Source organism: Caballeronia sp. PC1, from assembly GCF_021353155.1.
In the GTDB taxonomy this organism is placed as follows: Bacteria; Pseudomonadota; Gammaproteobacteria; order Burkholderiales; family Burkholderiaceae; genus Caballeronia; species Caballeronia cordobensis.
The window spans coordinates 1,330,681-1,345,342 of record NZ_JAJUBH010000002.1; the positions used below are offsets into that span (position 1 = coordinate 1,330,681).

Annotated in this window: 18 protein-coding genes and 1 pseudogene; 7 read left to right on the plus strand and 12 right to left on the minus strand. The window is 65.6% G+C overall.

Features of this window, described 5'->3' with window-relative positions:
- Positions 1-180: 180 nt before the first annotated feature.
- The 9 genes and pseudogenes from LY284_RS22155 to LY284_RS22190 all read right to left on the minus strand — a co-directional run bounded on the left by LY284_RS22155 (position 181) and on the right by LY284_RS22190 (position 5,443).
- Positions 181-1,061, minus strand: a pseudogene (locus LY284_RS22155) (replication initiator protein A).
- A complete protein-coding gene (locus LY284_RS22160) occupies positions 1,058-1,324 on the minus strand; it encodes an AlpA family transcriptional regulator (RefSeq protein WP_060977333.1) in 267 nt (88 codons plus the stop codon). Before LY284_RS22160 ends, LY284_RS22155 begins: the two are co-directional and overlap by 4 nt.
- Positions 1,325-1,451: 127 nt before the next feature.
- A complete protein-coding gene (locus LY284_RS22165; RefSeq protein WP_230461243.1) occupies positions 1,452-2,000 on the minus strand; it encodes a DUF2285 domain-containing protein in 549 nt (182 codons plus the stop codon).
- A gap of 16 nt (positions 2,001-2,016) precedes the next feature.
- Positions 2,017-2,352 carry a transcriptional regulator domain-containing protein gene (locus tag LY284_RS39290; RefSeq protein ID WP_368076192.1) on the minus strand — a complete coding sequence of 112 codons (336 nt, stop codon included), beginning with the start codon at positions 2,350-2,352 and terminating at the stop codon, positions 2,017-2,019.
- 18 nt (positions 2,353-2,370) lie between these two features.
- Entirely contained in the window at positions 2,371-2,637 is a 267-nt protein-coding gene (locus tag LY284_RS22170; protein WP_155178384.1) for a DNA -binding domain-containing protein, read from the minus strand.
- A gap of 476 nt (positions 2,638-3,113) precedes the next feature.
- Positions 3,114-3,353: a hypothetical protein gene (locus tag LY284_RS22175; protein ID WP_155178382.1), complete on the minus strand. Its 240-nt coding sequence runs from the start codon at positions 3,351-3,353 to the stop codon at positions 3,114-3,116.
- 42 nt (positions 3,354-3,395) lie between these two features.
- Positions 3,396-4,064, minus strand: coding sequence for a DNA methyltransferase (locus LY284_RS22180; RefSeq protein WP_155178380.1), 669 nt, complete (start codon positions 4,062-4,064; stop codon positions 3,396-3,398).
- A 478-nt stretch (positions 4,065-4,542) separates the two neighbouring features.
- Positions 4,543-5,070, minus strand: a complete 528-nt coding sequence (locus tag LY284_RS39075; protein WP_230461242.1) for a DUF736 domain-containing protein — start codon at positions 5,068-5,070, stop codon at positions 4,543-4,545.
- Positions 5,071-5,203: 133 nt separating this feature from the next.
- Positions 5,204-5,443 (minus strand): DUF6429 family protein, encoded by a 240-nt coding sequence (locus tag LY284_RS22190; protein WP_155178378.1) that lies wholly within the window; start codon positions 5,441-5,443, stop codon positions 5,204-5,206.
- A 179-nt stretch (positions 5,444-5,622) separates the two neighbouring features.
- On the opposite strand from LY284_RS22190, the gene LY284_RS22195 reads away from it, so the two are divergent.
- From LY284_RS22195 to LY284_RS22225, 7 genes are all read left to right on the plus strand, one after another.
- On the plus strand, positions 5,623-5,883 hold the full coding sequence (locus tag LY284_RS22195; protein ID WP_233387986.1) for a hypothetical protein: 261 nt from the start codon (positions 5,623-5,625) through the stop codon (positions 5,881-5,883).
- A gap of 116 nt (positions 5,884-5,999) precedes the next feature.
- Positions 6,000-6,290 carry a DUF1778 domain-containing protein gene (locus LY284_RS22200; protein WP_155184405.1) on the plus strand — a complete coding sequence of 97 codons (291 nt, stop codon included), beginning with the start codon at positions 6,000-6,002 and terminating at the stop codon, positions 6,288-6,290.
- A gap of 3 nt (positions 6,291-6,293) precedes the next feature.
- On the plus strand, positions 6,294-6,803 hold the full coding sequence (locus LY284_RS22205; protein ID WP_155178374.1) for an N-acetyltransferase: 510 nt from the start codon (positions 6,294-6,296) through the stop codon (positions 6,801-6,803).
- Between the two features lie 45 nt (positions 6,804-6,848).
- Entirely contained in the window at positions 6,849-8,561 is a 1,713-nt protein-coding gene (locus LY284_RS22210) for a recombinase family protein (RefSeq protein ID WP_233387987.1), read from the plus strand.
- A 90-nt stretch (positions 8,562-8,651) separates the two neighbouring features.
- Positions 8,652-10,163 (plus strand): ATPase domain-containing protein, encoded by a 1,512-nt coding sequence (locus LY284_RS22215; protein WP_233387988.1) that lies wholly within the window; start codon positions 8,652-8,654, stop codon positions 10,161-10,163.
- Entirely contained in the window at positions 10,160-10,516 is a 357-nt protein-coding gene (locus LY284_RS22220) for a response regulator (protein ID WP_014251278.1), read from the plus strand. The genes LY284_RS22215 and LY284_RS22220 overlap by 4 nt, the downstream gene beginning before the upstream one ends.
- Before the next feature lie 92 nt (positions 10,517-10,608).
- Positions 10,609-10,863 (plus strand): CsbD family protein, encoded by a 255-nt coding sequence (locus LY284_RS22225; protein ID WP_014251279.1) that lies wholly within the window; start codon positions 10,609-10,611, stop codon positions 10,861-10,863.
- A gap of 69 nt (positions 10,864-10,932) precedes the next feature.
- On the opposite strand, the gene LY284_RS22230 is transcribed toward LY284_RS22225, so the two are convergent.
- From LY284_RS22230 to LY284_RS22240, 3 genes are read right to left on the minus strand one after another with little or no spacing between them, the layout of a single operon-like run.
- The gene (locus LY284_RS22230) at positions 10,933-11,595 is read right to left on the minus strand and encodes a hypothetical protein (RefSeq protein ID WP_233387989.1); all 663 of its coding nucleotides are present in this window, start codon (positions 11,593-11,595) and stop codon (positions 10,933-10,935) included.
- Positions 11,592-12,380 carry a fumarylacetoacetate hydrolase family protein gene (locus tag LY284_RS22235; protein ID WP_053569351.1) on the minus strand — a complete coding sequence of 263 codons (789 nt, stop codon included), beginning with the start codon at positions 12,378-12,380 and terminating at the stop codon, positions 11,592-11,594. Before LY284_RS22235 ends, LY284_RS22230 begins: the two co-directional genes overlap by 4 nt.
- A 59-nt stretch (positions 12,381-12,439) precedes the next feature.
- The gene (locus LY284_RS22240) at positions 12,440-14,647 is read right to left on the minus strand and encodes an acetate--CoA ligase family protein (RefSeq protein ID WP_233387990.1); all 2,208 of its coding nucleotides are present in this window, start codon (positions 14,645-14,647) and stop codon (positions 12,440-12,442) included.
- Positions 14,648-14,662: the final 15 nt, after the last annotated feature.

Consider the following 14,662-nt stretch of genomic DNA (forward strand, 5'->3'; position numbering starts at 1 on the left):
AATTATCCACAGCTCGAAATCGCGTTAGAAAGAATACGAAGTATTCTTTACTGTTAGCATAGTTAGAAGGGGGGCGATTACGCGAGCGATTCCAGAGGCTTGCGTGGGGGGCGGGTTTTTTATAGGCCGAGTCAGCGGTTTTTAATCGGCCGAGTCCGGCGGTTTTCAATAGGCCGAGTCTCATGGCCGGTTATCCACAGCCAGCCCCATGCGCCGCGCCGCCGTCTCGAACGGATCGGCAGGCACGGGCGCGAAGGTCAGCCGCTCACGGCCGAACGCGCGCTCGATCGCCAGCGCGTAACCCGGAAGGGACTGGCGGCGGACGATGCCGCGCAGCTCGAACGCGAATTGCTTCAAGGGCGAGAGCGCGCCGGATTTCAGGTGGAGGTGCGAAACGTCGAAGCTCCAGCCGCCTTCCTGCTGGCCGCCATGCTTGCGCACGATCCGGTAGAGCCAGCGTTCCAGCCCTCCGGTCAGGTCGAAATAGGCCCGGTCGATGGTGAGGACGAACGTGCGATCGACCACGCCGGCATAGAACCAGTCGGGCAGGATCAGTTCGATACCGAGCGGCCGCCCTCGCCGTCGAGCCGCTCCTGCCACTCGTTGATCCACGAGAAGCGATGGCGGCGGCGCTGGTGCTGCTGGCGGATCGACGTGGCGACCGTAGTGGATTGCAGCCGGTCGAGCGCGGCCTTCAGCCGGTCATAATGATCCTTGCCGGTGCCGCGTCCGGTGAAGGTGAGGATTTCGTGCGGCGTCGTCGCCATCAGGCGCGAGGTCGGCAGCCCCGCGTCGCGTGCCGCGACGATCTGGCTCGCCGCCCATATCAGCACGTCGGCGTCCCATATGGTCGCCATGCCGTGCTCGGGCACCGCCTCGACCGATATCCAGGTCGCGCCCATGCGGAAGTCGATCGGCGTCACCCGCCTGCGCTTGGCGAGGCTGAAGAACGGCCAGGCCATGAGGTCCTGGGCGTCGCGCGGCGCGATGTCGTGCCCGAGCGACGGGAACAGCGCGAGTTGGGCGCGCTCGCCGGAACGGGAGGCGGCGCGCGGCTTCATCGGCGGCTCTGCGTGATCGCCGCATCCCGCTGCGGCATGAGATCGTTCTGGCCGGGGTCGGACGTGGAATATTTGGTGCCGAGGTCGGCCCAGGCGCGCAGGTCGTCGACCGAATAGACCACCCGTCCGCCGATCCGGCGATAGGCCGGGCCGCTCCCGAAATAGCGGTGCTTCTCAAGCGTGCGGCCGGAGAGACCGAGGAAGCGCGCCGCTTCGGGGGTCCGCAGGTAGCGGGGCGGAAGGGTGACGGGCGGCCTGGACAACGAGCGTCTCCTGCGAAGCGGGATGGCAGGAGGCGATCATGGCGAAGTGCTCACGGCAGGGTGGGGAACGAAGATTCGCAGCTGCGCCGATGTGACCACCCCGGCCGCGGTCACGCGGTGGGCGCTATCAGCGGAAGCGCAGCAGCTTGCGGTAGTCGCCCTTCATCATGGCGGTGGCGTCGCGCACCAGGCGATAGGCGAAGGACCGGGCGTCCGAGTTCTTGAAGTCGGACGCCGAGAGATGCCCGGCTTCGTCCTTGCCGAGCGCGATCGCGATTTCGCGATATGTCGCCCCGGCGAGGCGCAGATCGAGCGCGCGAAGCATCAACTCGAGCCGGGCCGTGCGAATTGCGGTGAGTGGCCATCCGCGCGGCAACGGGCCGGGTCGCTTGCCCGACATGAGCCGATGGAAACGCAGCAGGCTGAAGATGCGCTTGATGAAATCCTTGTCGAGCGGGACGATCGCGGCGAGCGGCTGGCCGGGCGTCGGATCGCGTAGCCACAGCCGATGCTCGCCGGCCGCGTCAGCGACGACGACATGACGGCCGTCGATCCCGGCCCGGTCGGCGAGCAGCGCGCCGAGCGCCAGCGGGTCGATTGCCGCTGCGCCGGCATATTCCTCCGGCGCGGCGTCGAGGATCACGGTGACGGCGGTGAGTTCCGGCCGCCAGATCACCGTGCCCGACAGCTCATCAGGCAGGTAGGCGAAAGGACAACCCCCAGCGGCGGGCGAGCGCTATTCGCTCGCTCGCCGGGGCGTTGCGCCTGAGACGCGCCCGTTCTGCGCGATACTGGCGGTTGCGTTGAAGGAACGCGGCGGCGAATTCGGCGCGGCCGGGCGTGGCCGGCGCATTGCCGGCACGTCGCGAGCGCCGTCGTGGCGGTGTCGGCATGAGCATCCTCCCCAGCCGCTCTTTGTGCGGAGTCTGGACCGCCGAGGATCGGGAGAAGCGCTGCATCCCGACAGCGCGAAGGCTGCGCGGTGCGATGCCGCCCGCGCATCGGAATCCGCGACCGGAAAAATCCATTCCGGTCTGAATGTTAACCTATTCCGTGGCGCGCGGGCCGAGGAGATATGCGTAGCCCACTTCGGTCATCCAGCGCGCGCGGGCGAGATGGCTTTCGTGCATCACGCGGGCGCGCTCGGGTTCGGCACGGGGATCGATCCCGAAGATATGCGCCGCCGCATCTCGCCAGTCGGCGCCCTCGTCGTCGGTATCGAGCAGGCGGATATAGTCGGCGAGGTGATCCTCGTCATAGGCGGTAAGCCGCGGCGCGTCGGGCGCGCGATCCTCGAAATGCTTGCCGGTCATAACGCCCCCGTTCCTCCAGTCCCCGTTAACCTTTTAGACCGAAACGGAGACAATTCCATGCGCGCGGCGGGCATGGCTTCGCGCGCGCTCCGCAACGGTCGATCCGGGCGAGAAGCGGTTTGTCTGCGGTGCGCCCCCGCAAACTTGCTCCTGACCCTGATCGGGGAGTGGTAAACCGCGTTCAATCGGCCCTGTGACCTTTAGCCCGGAAGCCTGTTGTATACGTCACAGGCTCCCCGACCATGTGGTCAAGGATGGCGGCGCCGTCACGGCCGGCGCCAAACCGTTGAACGTGGGGCTACCAACCCCAGGCCGCCGCGTAGCGGCCCACGTCCTTCTTAGGACGGGGATGCCGTTCTGGCTACTGTCTCTTGCGAGCCGGGCAGCGCCCGGCGAGCGCGCGCCATGACGGCCGCGCGGACCTTTGGGACGCGCGGCCGCCGCCGGCCTGGGTGGGTCGGCGGCGGCATGGGATGTCAGCGAAGGCTTGCAAAATGGGTCCAGCAGGCTTCGATCGCCTGTTCAAGCGTGGTGCAATCGCCGAGGTCGAGGAACGCGGCGCCGCGCGCGGTGATGATATGGGCTCGCGGTATCCAGACCGGGGCGGCTTCCTCGGGCGGCCAGTCGTGAAAACCATACGGATAGGCGGTGATGCCGTAGGGCGCCCAGAGCTTGGGGTGCAGCCGCGTGAAGCGGGCGACATAGGGAGCGGCCATGATCGTGCCTTTCAAAATGGGAGAGCCGGAAAGGGAGGCGGCCTAAGCCGCCACCCTCCGCGCCGGGCGTTCCAGCCGCTTGCTCGCGGTGTGGTAATGGCCGTTGTCGAGTTCGATGCCGGTCCAGTCGCGGCCGAGTTGCTGGGCTGCCGCCAGTGACGAACCGCTGCCGCTGAACGGGTCCAGCACAAGCTCGCCCGGCTGCGTGAAAGCCTCGATCAACGGAGTCAGCGCCTCAACCGGCTTTTGCGTGGGATGCAAACGGTTCCCGCTGTAAGGAAAATCGAGCACGTCGGCGATAGGACGCGCGGGCCGGGCCGGATTGCCCTTCGCCAGCAAATAAGCCTGTTCGTGCTCATAGCGGAGGAAGCGGGCCGATGACGCATAACGCTTGCGAAACACAAGATGGCCGACGACGCGGAAGCCCGCCGCCTTCCATGCGTCCATGAACAAATCCACCTTGTTCCAGCCATAGAAGGAAACCGCGAAACCGCCATCCTTCAGGACGCGGTGCATTTCCCGAAACGCCGGACGCAGCCACCGGCCGTTATCGTCATTGGCAACCTTGCGGCCCTGACGGTCCCGGTAGCGGGTCACATAGGGCGGATCGGTCAGGATGAAATCCACCGTGCCGCTATCGAAAGCCTGCATCACTTCAATGCAATCACCGTTGAAAATCACATTGCGGGGAGCCTGTGCCTTGCTGGTCATGTCTCAAATCCTTTGGGTCTGAAGTTCAGCGAAGCGGAATGCCGCGCCTGAACTTCTGCCCGGCGGCGAGCCAAGGGTAGCAACGGGGGGGGCGGCCGGGGCGGAGGGGAATCACCCGCCTGCACAAGGCGAAGCCGCGGAAGGTGGGGATACCGCCCCGGACGGTTCCACTTACCTTGACCGGCGCGAGGACAACGTCCTTAGCAACGATCGCGCCGCCCAGGCGGCGCGCACGGAAGACCTGCCCGCGTGGGCGGGCTCGCTTTGCGGGCTTGTCCCGCCCTCTTTTCCACTCACGCAGAGGACAGCCGGGATACCGGCTCGGCCATAGGCCGATCCCTGCTCGGTCAGCCCCAGCCTGAGATTGCGATCATTGTGCGGCAGGTCGCCAGGGTGAGCGGCGCTGGCGGATACAGTGAAGATCCATCCGGGACCGGAAAGGGAGCGCCCCGCCATTGCTGGCGGGACGCTCTCGCGATCAGTCGACCTTCAGCTCGAACTTGCCGGTTGTCTCGGTCGAGACAAGCCGAAGATGAACGTCCGGCGCCAGGACCGGATTGAGCTTGAGTGAAGCGTAAGGCTTCTGGTCTTTGGTGGCCTTGAGCCAGCCAACGCCGAATTCGATGCGCTCGTCGTCGGCGGCAACGATGCGATAGTCGGGCGACTTGTCGCTTGCCTTGTCGTCGATCCGAAGGATTTCCACCTTTTCGCTGAGGCCGAAAAACCGGATTTCGCCGTGGAAGCCGCGATCGGTTGCCGTGAAGTTTCCGCAGATCATGTCGTCAGTCCTTTCTTGACTCGGGACCGCGCCCTTCGCGGCCTCGTGGCATGTCGAGGATCGGGGACAGTCGGCTGCGCACCGCTGCTCGGGGTTCCCGTCGCGCTTGCGCGGCGGGGTGGGCTTGCGGCCAAGAGACGGCCGAAGGGCGGCTTTTTTGCTTCGCGCTGCAAAGCCGAAGGCGGCGGAAAAAAGCTGCCCGGCGCCGTTGCGCCGCCAGGTGGACACGAACAGATCAAGCCACGAGGGAGGCCGCGAGGGTCGGTCAGGCAGGCAGGACGGGAGACACTGATGCACCCGGCATTTCAGCGGAGCCACCAGCGATGGCCGGGTTATGGCTTTCGCATCGGCGTGGCAGGATTCAGGGGCGAGCGAACAGCGCGTTGAACAGGCGCTCAGCCTCGGCCATGCCTTCGTCCGTCAGATGCACCGACTTCGCCTTGCGCGCCGGATCGGAAATCAGTCCGCGTTCGTGCAGTCGATCCATCGCGCTCCAGTCGAAGCCTTTCCAGGCCGTGCCGGTGGTGCTGCGGTTGAGCCACAGCAGGGCAAGCACCGCCTCGTCGATTCTGTCAGTGTCGATGTGCGTCCGCGAGTCCATGTGCGGAAGGATAGCAAACCGGGCTGCACACGGCATCCGCGATCCCGCCGTGAGCACGTATCTCTGCTACGCTACGCTTCGCTATTTCCGCCTTGCGCCGCCGTGCGCCGAATCCCGCCGCCGCCGCTACGGGACCGGCACGTATGCGGCCAAGGGCGATTTTGCTGGATTCCCGAGAGATGCGCGGCAGCTTGAGCATATGGCACTCTCGCAAACGTCGCCGCCGCGCACCCCGCGGCTGGTCGGAAGGGCTGGAAGACCTGCACGATTACATGCAGCCGCATCCGACGCGCGCATCGTCTCGCAGGAGCGCTACCAGCGCGCCGATAATCGTTACCGACGACTGGCCCGAGCAGGTTCCCATCGGCGATGCCGAGCTGCGCGTCATCGAAGGCGCTTTTCGTGAGGAACTGGACGCCCTGTTCGGGTCGCTGCCATGATGAAAATCGGCTCTGCTGTCCCGTGCTTCTACGATCGGATGATGCGGCCCACGCGCTTCGGCGAAGTTGACTGGCACGGTATTATGCCGTACATTAACGGTCAAAGGAGATCGGGCATGTCAGCCGTTCAGAAACGCCGGAAACCGGAGCGCGAGATCAAGCGCGAGCGGATCGAGCTGCGCGTGAGCGCGTCGGCCAAGGATTTGATTCAACAGGCGACGGCGGTCACTGGCCTGACGGCCGGTGATCTGGCCTATGAAGGCGCGCGGCGCGTGCTGGACGAGCATCAACGCCTGGTGCTGACCGGCGCAGATCGGGATGCCTTCTTCGAGGCGCTGATGAACCCGCCGGAGCCGTCCGAGCGGCTGATCGCGGCCATGCGCCGTCACCGCGATCTCGTGGGCTGACGATTGGCGATCGTCTTTGAAGCCCTCGGCAAGCATCACGATCGGTCGCGCTTCTCTTGCGGGCAGGCCGATCTGGATGGCTGGTTCCGGCGACGCGCCGGTCAGGATGACCGCCGCGATGTCGCGCGTGTCTTCGTCGCAGCGGATTCGGAGTTGGGCGTCGTCGGCTTTTACAGCCTGAGCGCCTTCAAGCTGGAGCTGGGCGAATTGCCGGAGGAAATCGCGCGCAAGCTGCCGCGCTACGAGAGCGGTTATCCAGCGGCGCTGATCGGACGCCTTGCACGGGACGTTCGGATGCGTGGCAAGGGCTTCGGTGAAGTGCTGGCGGTGGATGCGATACGCCGCATTCTCGGCGCCGCGGAAACGCTGGCGGTGCTGGCCATCATCGTCGACGCCAAGGATGAACGCGCGGCAGCTTTCTACGAAGGGCTTGGCTTTGCGCCCTTCCCGCGGCGGCCGAACCGGCTGTTCCTGCTGGCGTCCTCGGCGGGGCGGGGGCTGGAGAAAATGTAGTCGCGGTCGCCGCTGTGGGCCGCAGGTTGATGAAAGGATGTTGTCATGGCGACTGTCGCCCCCGCCAAACCCGAGACGCCGCCGGTCGTGGCGACGGCTCGCGCCGCGCTCTACCTGCGCGTTTCCACTCCGCGCCAGGCGGATCACGACTTGTCGATCCCCGATCAACGCCGCCAGCTTGAGGGTTACTGCCTCTCGAACGGCTGGGAGGTCGCGGCCGAGTTCGTCGAGCCGGGCGTCTCGGGCACCGACGATCGCCGTCCCGCCTTCCAGGATATGATCGATGCGGCGATGGAGAGGCCTCCCGCGTTCGACGTGGTGGTCGTGCATAGCTTCTCGCGCTTCTTCCGCGATCAGTTCCAGTTCGAGTTCTACGTCCGCAAGCTGGCGAAGAACGGCGTGCAGCTTGTCTCGATCACGCAGGTTCTCGGCGATGATCCCGCGGGCGAGATGATGCGCAGGATCATGACGCTGTTCGACGAATATCAGTCGAAAGAGACTGCCAAGCATACGCTACGCGCGATGAACGAGAACGCGCGGCAAGGCTTCTGGAACGGCGCCCGTCCGCCGATCGGCTACCGCGTGGTCGAGGCCGAGCAGCGGGGCACGAAGATCAAGAAGAAGCTGGAGATCGATCCGATCCATGCCGAGACGGTGCGCCGGATTTTCCGCCTGGCGCTGGAGGGCGCCGATGGACGCGGGCCGATCGGAGTCATGGCTATCGCGTGCTGGCTCAACGAGAACAATATCCGCACACGCTATGGTGGGCGCTGGGGCAAGGGCATGGTGCATCAGGTGCTGACGCGCACGACCTATATCGGCCAGCACCGTTTCAACACCTATGACGTCAAGAAGGGGCGTCGGAAGCCCGAGGCCGAGCACGCCATCATGGAAGTGCCGCCGATTGTCACGGTGGCCGAGTTCGAGGCCGTGCAGCGGTCATTGAAGGCGCGCAGCCCCAAGATGATGCCGCCGCGCGCGGTGGGCGGTTCGACGCTTCTGACGGGCATCTGCTTCTGCGCCTGCTGCGGTGCGGCGATGACGCTGCGCACGGGCACCAGCCGGAGCGGTCAGGAGTATCGCTACTACACCTGCGCGACCAAAGCCACGAAGGGGAAAACGGGTTGCCCCGGCGTCTCTCTGCCGATGGACCGGCTGAACGAGGCCGTGATCGAGCATCTGGAGAAGCGGCTGCTCGATCCCGCTCGGCTTGAAGTGCTGATGGACCAGCTTATCGCCCGGCGTGAGGAATGGGTGACGGAGCGCCGCCAGCACGTCGCCGAGATGGAGCGTCGGGCGACGGAGGCCGATACCAAGCTCTCCCGACTCTATGAGGCGATCGAGAATGGAGTGGTCGATATGGGCGATCCGTCGCTCAAGGCGCGCATCGCCGAGCTGACCACCCTCCGCGACCAGGCCCGAGGGGATGCCGAGCGGGCTGTCGCGCATATCGAGCGCATCAGCCCGGAGATCACCGTCGAGAGCCTTCATGCGTTCGCGCTGGCCGCGAAACATAAGCTGCGCCATGACGACGGCTCCTATGCGCGGAACCATGTGCGTGCCGTCGCTCAGCGGGTCGAGGTCCATAGCAAGACGGATGTGCGAATCTGCGGCACGCGCACCGAGTTGCTACGCACCCTCACCGCCGTCTCTGGCGTAGAGGCGGCGGTGCTAGGGACTCGCGGTTTTGGACCGAAATGGTGCGCGGCAGCGGCACGCAAGACAGATACGCACGAAACGGCGCGGCGGCGGGGATGACGGGCGCGTCATGCAAGCACATGATTGCCGAGAGTCAGCCATAATGCGCCTTCGCAAAAAGCCGGATCGTCCAGTAAAAACGAAAATGCCATGACTCAAGACGACAATCTCTCCACCGATCGACCCCGGCAGCCCGCCCCCACGGACGACAACGTCACGACCGGCGTCGTGGGCCTCGACAACATCCTGGGCGGCGGTCTGGTCGAAGGCGGCCTGTATCTGATCGAAGGCATGGCGGGCGCCGGCAAGACGATTCTCTCGTCGCAGATCGGCTTTCACCGCGTCGCGCAAGGCGACACGGTGCTGTACATCACGCTCATCGCCGAATCGCATACCAAGCTGCTGTCCCATCTGAAGGCGCTCTCCTTCTACAACGCCGACGCCATCTCCGACCGGATGCTCTTCGTCTCCGGCTATCACGAACTGATGCGCGACGGACTCTCCGGTTTCCTCTCGCTGATCGCGTCTACGATCAAGTCGAGCCGGCCGCGCTTCATGGTCATCGACGGCTTTCGCAGCGCGCGCGAATTCAGCTCGACGGAGCTCGAACTCTCGCAGTTCATCCACGAACTCTCCGCTTTCGTGAGCGCCGCCCGCTGCACGACCCTGATTCTCGCGCCGCTTTCCGGCAACGAGCCGCATCCGGAACACACGCTTGTCGACGGTCTCATCGAGCTGAACCGCTACAACACGGGCATGCGGCGCGCCCGTGAAATCGAGGTCCACAAGCTGCGCGCCCGCGATCACTTGCTGGGCAAGCACTTTTTCAAGATCACGGAGCAAGGTCTCGTGACCTTCCCGCGCATCGAGGCGTCGCCGGCCAGTCCCGACGGCCTGCCCGACTTCAGCAACAAGCTCGCGTTCGGGTTTCCCGATTTCGATCAGATGCTCGGCGGCGGTGTCGTGCGCGGCTCGACGACCACGCTCATCGGGCCATCGGGCATCGGCAAGACGCTGCTCTCGCTCAAGTTTCTGCAGGCGGGCGTCGAACGCGGCGAGCGCTGCGTGTACTTCGGGCTTTACGAGTCGCCCGAGCGCCTGCTCGCCAAGGCGCGCTCGGTCGGCATCGACCTCGCGCCGGCCGTGGCGGACGGCCGTTTGTCGATTCACTGGCATCCGGCCGTCGAACTGGCGATCGACGAACTCGCCGTCGAGCTGTTGAACGCGGTCAGGAACACGAATGCGTCGCGCCTCGTGGTCGACGGCATCGACGGATTTCATCAGTCCGCGAACCGCACGGAGCGTTTCGGGCTGTTTCTCAACGCGCTCACGCACCGCCTGCGCGATGCGGGCGTGACGACGATTCTCACTGAAGAACTGCCGCTCTACGGCAATCCGACGCTGCCCGCGACGCTGCGCGCGTCGGCGCTGACCGAGAACATCGTGCTCATGCGCTACGTGGAGGCGAATTCGTCGCTGTATCGCATGGTGTCGATCGTGAAGCAGCGCGAAGGCACGCACGATTCCGCGATCCGCCGCCTGACGATCGACACGCGCGGCCTGCATATCAGCGAAGGTTTCATCGGCACGACGGGTATGCTGTCCGGCAGTCCGTCGGCGGCGCCCGCGCTCTCGGTGGCGGATCCCGGCGCGCGCGCATGAAAAAGATCCTCGTCGTCGACGATGAATTCGACATTCTGACCACCTGGCGGCTCGTGCTCGAAATGGAGGGCTACGAGGTCGTGACCGCCTCCAACGGACGCATGGCGCTCGACGCCGCGCGCTCGAATCCGCCCGCGCTCGTCATCACCGACTGGATGATGCCGCACATGGACGGCGTCCAGCTGATCCGGCAGCTCGCCGCGAGCGACGGGCTCGGCGCGGTACCGGTGATCCTGATGAGCGCGGCGGCCAACGCGCCGGCGCTCGACCATCCGCACGCGCAATTCCGCCGCAAGCCGCTTTCCATCGACGATCTGATCGACGCGGTCAAGGGTCTCATCGGTCCTGCCTGACTAGGCACGCGACGTGCTGTACAGGAGCGTTCCGGCGCAACCGGACTCAGAAGGACACACGAGAAACCGCTCAACCGAAAAGGGAGGCACCTATGGTGCAGGATCAAGTGGAAGGCGCGGCGCAGCGCGTCGTCGGCAAGGTGCAGGACGCGGTCGGCGCGCTGACGGGCGACGAAGCCACGCAAGCCGAAGGCAAGGTCCGGCAGGCGTACGGCAACCTGCAGCAAAGCTACGGACAGACCGTCGACAACGTGCGGCTGGCGGTGGCGAACCAGCCGATTCAGGGCGTGCTGATCGCGGCGGCCGTCGGTTTCATGCTCGGCGCGTTGTGGAATCGCGATCGTTGATGCGCGCCGCGCGTCACGTCTGATGTATCGATGACAAAGCCGGCGTGACCATCGCGCCGGCTTTGTCGTTTACGGCGCCTCGCGCACGACGCCGACGCGTACCGCCGACTGTGCGCATCCGATGGCGAGCGCGGCGGCCATCACCACGAGCGCCCCGTGCGTGCCGGCCAGCGCGGCCGCAAGCGCGAGACCGCACGACGCCGCGCCGTTCATCCCGTTCGCGAGCGGCACACCGGCCGCGCCGCCCATTGCGAGCGACAAATGCGCGCCGATGAGCGCAAGGAGCGCGAGCGCGGGCAACACGGCGAATGCGCCCGATTGCGCGCCGAACACATAGGCGAGCGCCGCGCACGCGCCGGCGCACGCGAGATGCAGCGCCTGCGCATTCGCGCCTTCCCGATCGACCCGCGCGCAAGCCAGATAGCCGAGGGCCGCGATCGCACCGCCGGCCGCCGCCGCATACGCGCTGTTCGAAGCCGGCAGCAGCCACGCGACGAACGCGAGAGTCGCCAGCAACGCGTGCGCCGACGCGCTCGACGGACCGCGGTCGAGCCGATAACCCGCGAATCCGGCGACAGCGGCCAGCGAAAGCGCGACGGCGTCCATGCCGCACAGCGCGACGACGGCCGCGCCCGCCACCCACGGCCAGCGTATCGCGCCCGCGCGCATCGACGCCCCCGCCGATAGCGCCGCGAGCACGCACAACGCGCCCGACAGCGCGTCGCCGATCATGCTTCGAGCACGTTGGACAGCGTGCCGATGCCCGCGATGGACACATCCACGCGCGAGCCGTCCTTGATCGAGCCGACGCCGATCGACGTGCCGCATGCGATCACATCGCCGGGAACGAGCGTCATGTCCTGCGACAGCAGGCTCACCTGTTCGGCGGGCGAGAAGATCATGTCATCGAGCGGATAGTTCTGACGCTCGACGCCTTCCAGCGTCGTGACGACGCTCGCCGCGCGCCAGTCGAAGCCATTGCCGGGCGTGACGATCGCGGGCCCGAGACACGTGAACGTGTCGAAACCCTTCGAGCGGCACCATTGCGCGAAATTGGGATCTTCCTGCAGCAACTCGATAGCGGTGACGTCGTTGACGCAGGTGTAGCCGAAGATCGCGGCTTCCGCCTCTTCGACCGACGCGCCGCTCACCGTCTTGCCGATCACGATGCCCAGTTCGCCTTCGTAGGCGATCTTGCCGTGATAGCTTTTCGGCCGGCGTATCGATGCGTTCGGCCCAATCACCGACATCGGCGGCTTGATGAGAAAAAGCGGATGCGCAGGCGGCGCTTTATCGAGCTTCTGCGACAGCGCGTAGTAGTTGTTCCACAGCGCGATGACCTTGCTCGGCTCGCACGGTGCGAGCAGCGTGAGATCGTCGGCGGCGAAGCTGATGTCGGTCGGGCGCGGGCGGTCGAACATCGCGCCGTCGTGCTGCACGACGCGGCCCGAATGCTGATCGAGCGTGCCGAAGCCGATGCTGCCATCGGCATCGCGAAAACGAATCCAATGCGTCACGTTTGTCTCCTTGTGATGGGGCGCGGACGTTCGTGGTCCGCGCCCTCGTCCCCTCCTCCTTAAATCTGACCCGCGCCGCGCGCCCACTTATATTTCGCACCGAGCACCGCGACGGGCAATTCGGTCGAATAAGCGTAGGCCGGCACGCCGTGCTCGTACAGGTATTCGGCCGCTTCCTCCACCTGCACGTCGCCGGCGAGCGAGGCCACGATCGGCTTCTCGATGCCGAGCGCCTTCATCTCCTCCTTCACTTCGACGACGAGCTTCGCGAAGACCATCGGCGGCGTGATGATCGTGTGCCAGTACCCGAGGATGATCGAATGGATGCGATCGTCCTCCAGCCCCAGGCGGATCGTGTTCTTGTACGTGCTCGGCGGCTCGCCGCCCGTGATATCGACCGGATTGCCCGCCGCGCCGAACGGCGGGATGAACTTGCGGAACGCGGCGTCGAGATCGTCGGGCATCGTCATGAGCGAGAGGCCGTTGTCCACGCAGGCATCCGACAGCAGCACGCCCGAGCCGCCCGCGCCCGTGATGATGACGACGTTCTCGCCCTTGGGCGTCGGCAGCTTCGGAATGCCGCGCGCAAATTCGAGCAGATCGCGCAGCGAGCGCGCGCGGATCACGCCGCATTGCTGGAACACGTCTTCGTAAATCTTGTCGTTGCCCGCGAGCGCGCCCGTGTGCGAGCTCGCCGCGCGCGCGCCGAGACTCGTGCGGCCCGCCTTCAGCACGACGACCGGCTTCTTCTTCGACACGCGCTTCGCCGCTTCCGCGAACGCACGGCCGTCCTTCAGATCCTCGCAGTGCTGCGCGATGATCTCCGTGTTGTCGTCCTGCTCGAAGAACGTGAGCAGATCGTCTTCATCGATATCGCTCTTGTTGCCGAGACCCACGATCGCGGACACGCCCATCTTCGCCGAGCGCGAGAAGCCGATGATCGCCATGCCGATGCCGCCCGACTGCGACGAGAGCGCCGCCTTGCCCTTCACGTCATACGGCGTGCAGAAGGTCGCGCAGAGGTTCTTCGGCGTGTAATAGAAGCCGTAGATGTTCGGGCCCATCATGCGGATGTCGTACTGGCGCGCGATCTTGACGATCTCGTCCTGGCCTTCGTGATTGCCCGTTTCCGCGAAACCGGAAGGAATCAGCACCGCGCCCGGAATCTTCTTCTCGCCCACTTCCACGAGCGCCTGCGCCACGAACTTCGCCGGAATCGCGAACACGGCCACGTCGATCACGCCGGGCACGTCCTTCACGCTCTTGTACGCCTTGCGGCCCATGATCTCGTCGGCTTTCGGGTGGATCGGATAGATCGCGCCCTGATAGCCGCCGTTGATGAGGTTCTTCATCACCGAGTTGCCGATCTTGCCGTCCTCGTTCGACGCGCCGATCACCGCGACCGCATCGGGCTTCATGATGCGGTTCATCTGCGCGACGATCTGCTCCTGCGTCGGGCGATAACGCGGCTCCGCCGGCGCGAAATCCATCACGATGCGCACGTCCGCGGCCACCGCGCCACTCGGGCTCGCAAAGACCGGGTTCAGGTCCATCTCGGAGATTTGCGGGAAGTCGTCCACGAGACGCGACACGCGTTCGATCAGCGTAATCAGCGCCTCGCGATGCACCGGTTCCGCGCCGCGCACGCCGCGCAGCACTTCGGCGGCCTGGATGCCGTCGAGCATCGAAGCGGCTTCGTCGCGCGTCACGGGCGCGAGCCGGAAGGTTACGTCCTTCAGCACTTCGACGAGCACGCCGCCGAGACCGAACGCGATCAGCTTGCCGAACGACGGGTCCGTCACCGCGCCGATGATCACTTCCTGGCCCGCGCCGACCATCTGCTGCACCTGCACGCCGACGAGCGTCGCGTTCGGGTCGTACTTCTTCGCGTTCGAGATGATCGTATCGAAGCCCGCGCGGACATCGCCTTCGCTCTTCACGCCGACGAGCACGCCGCCCGCTTCCGTCTTGTGCAGGATTTCCGGCGAAACGATCTTGAGCACCACCGGATAGCCGATGAACGACGCGAGCTTCGCGGCATCGTCCGCCGATTTCGCGACGCCTTCCTGCGGCACCGCGATGCCGTATGCATCGCAAATTAGCTTGCCTTCGGGCGCGGTGAGCGACGTGCGGCCTTCGGCCTTCACGCGATCGAACACTTCGGCGACGCGGCGTTTGGCGTCGGGCGCATGAAGCGGCACGACCTGCGCCGACTGCGAGGATGAATTGGCGGCTTCGCTGCGTTCCTGGACAACCGTGTTGTTCATTTTGGCGAATCTCCG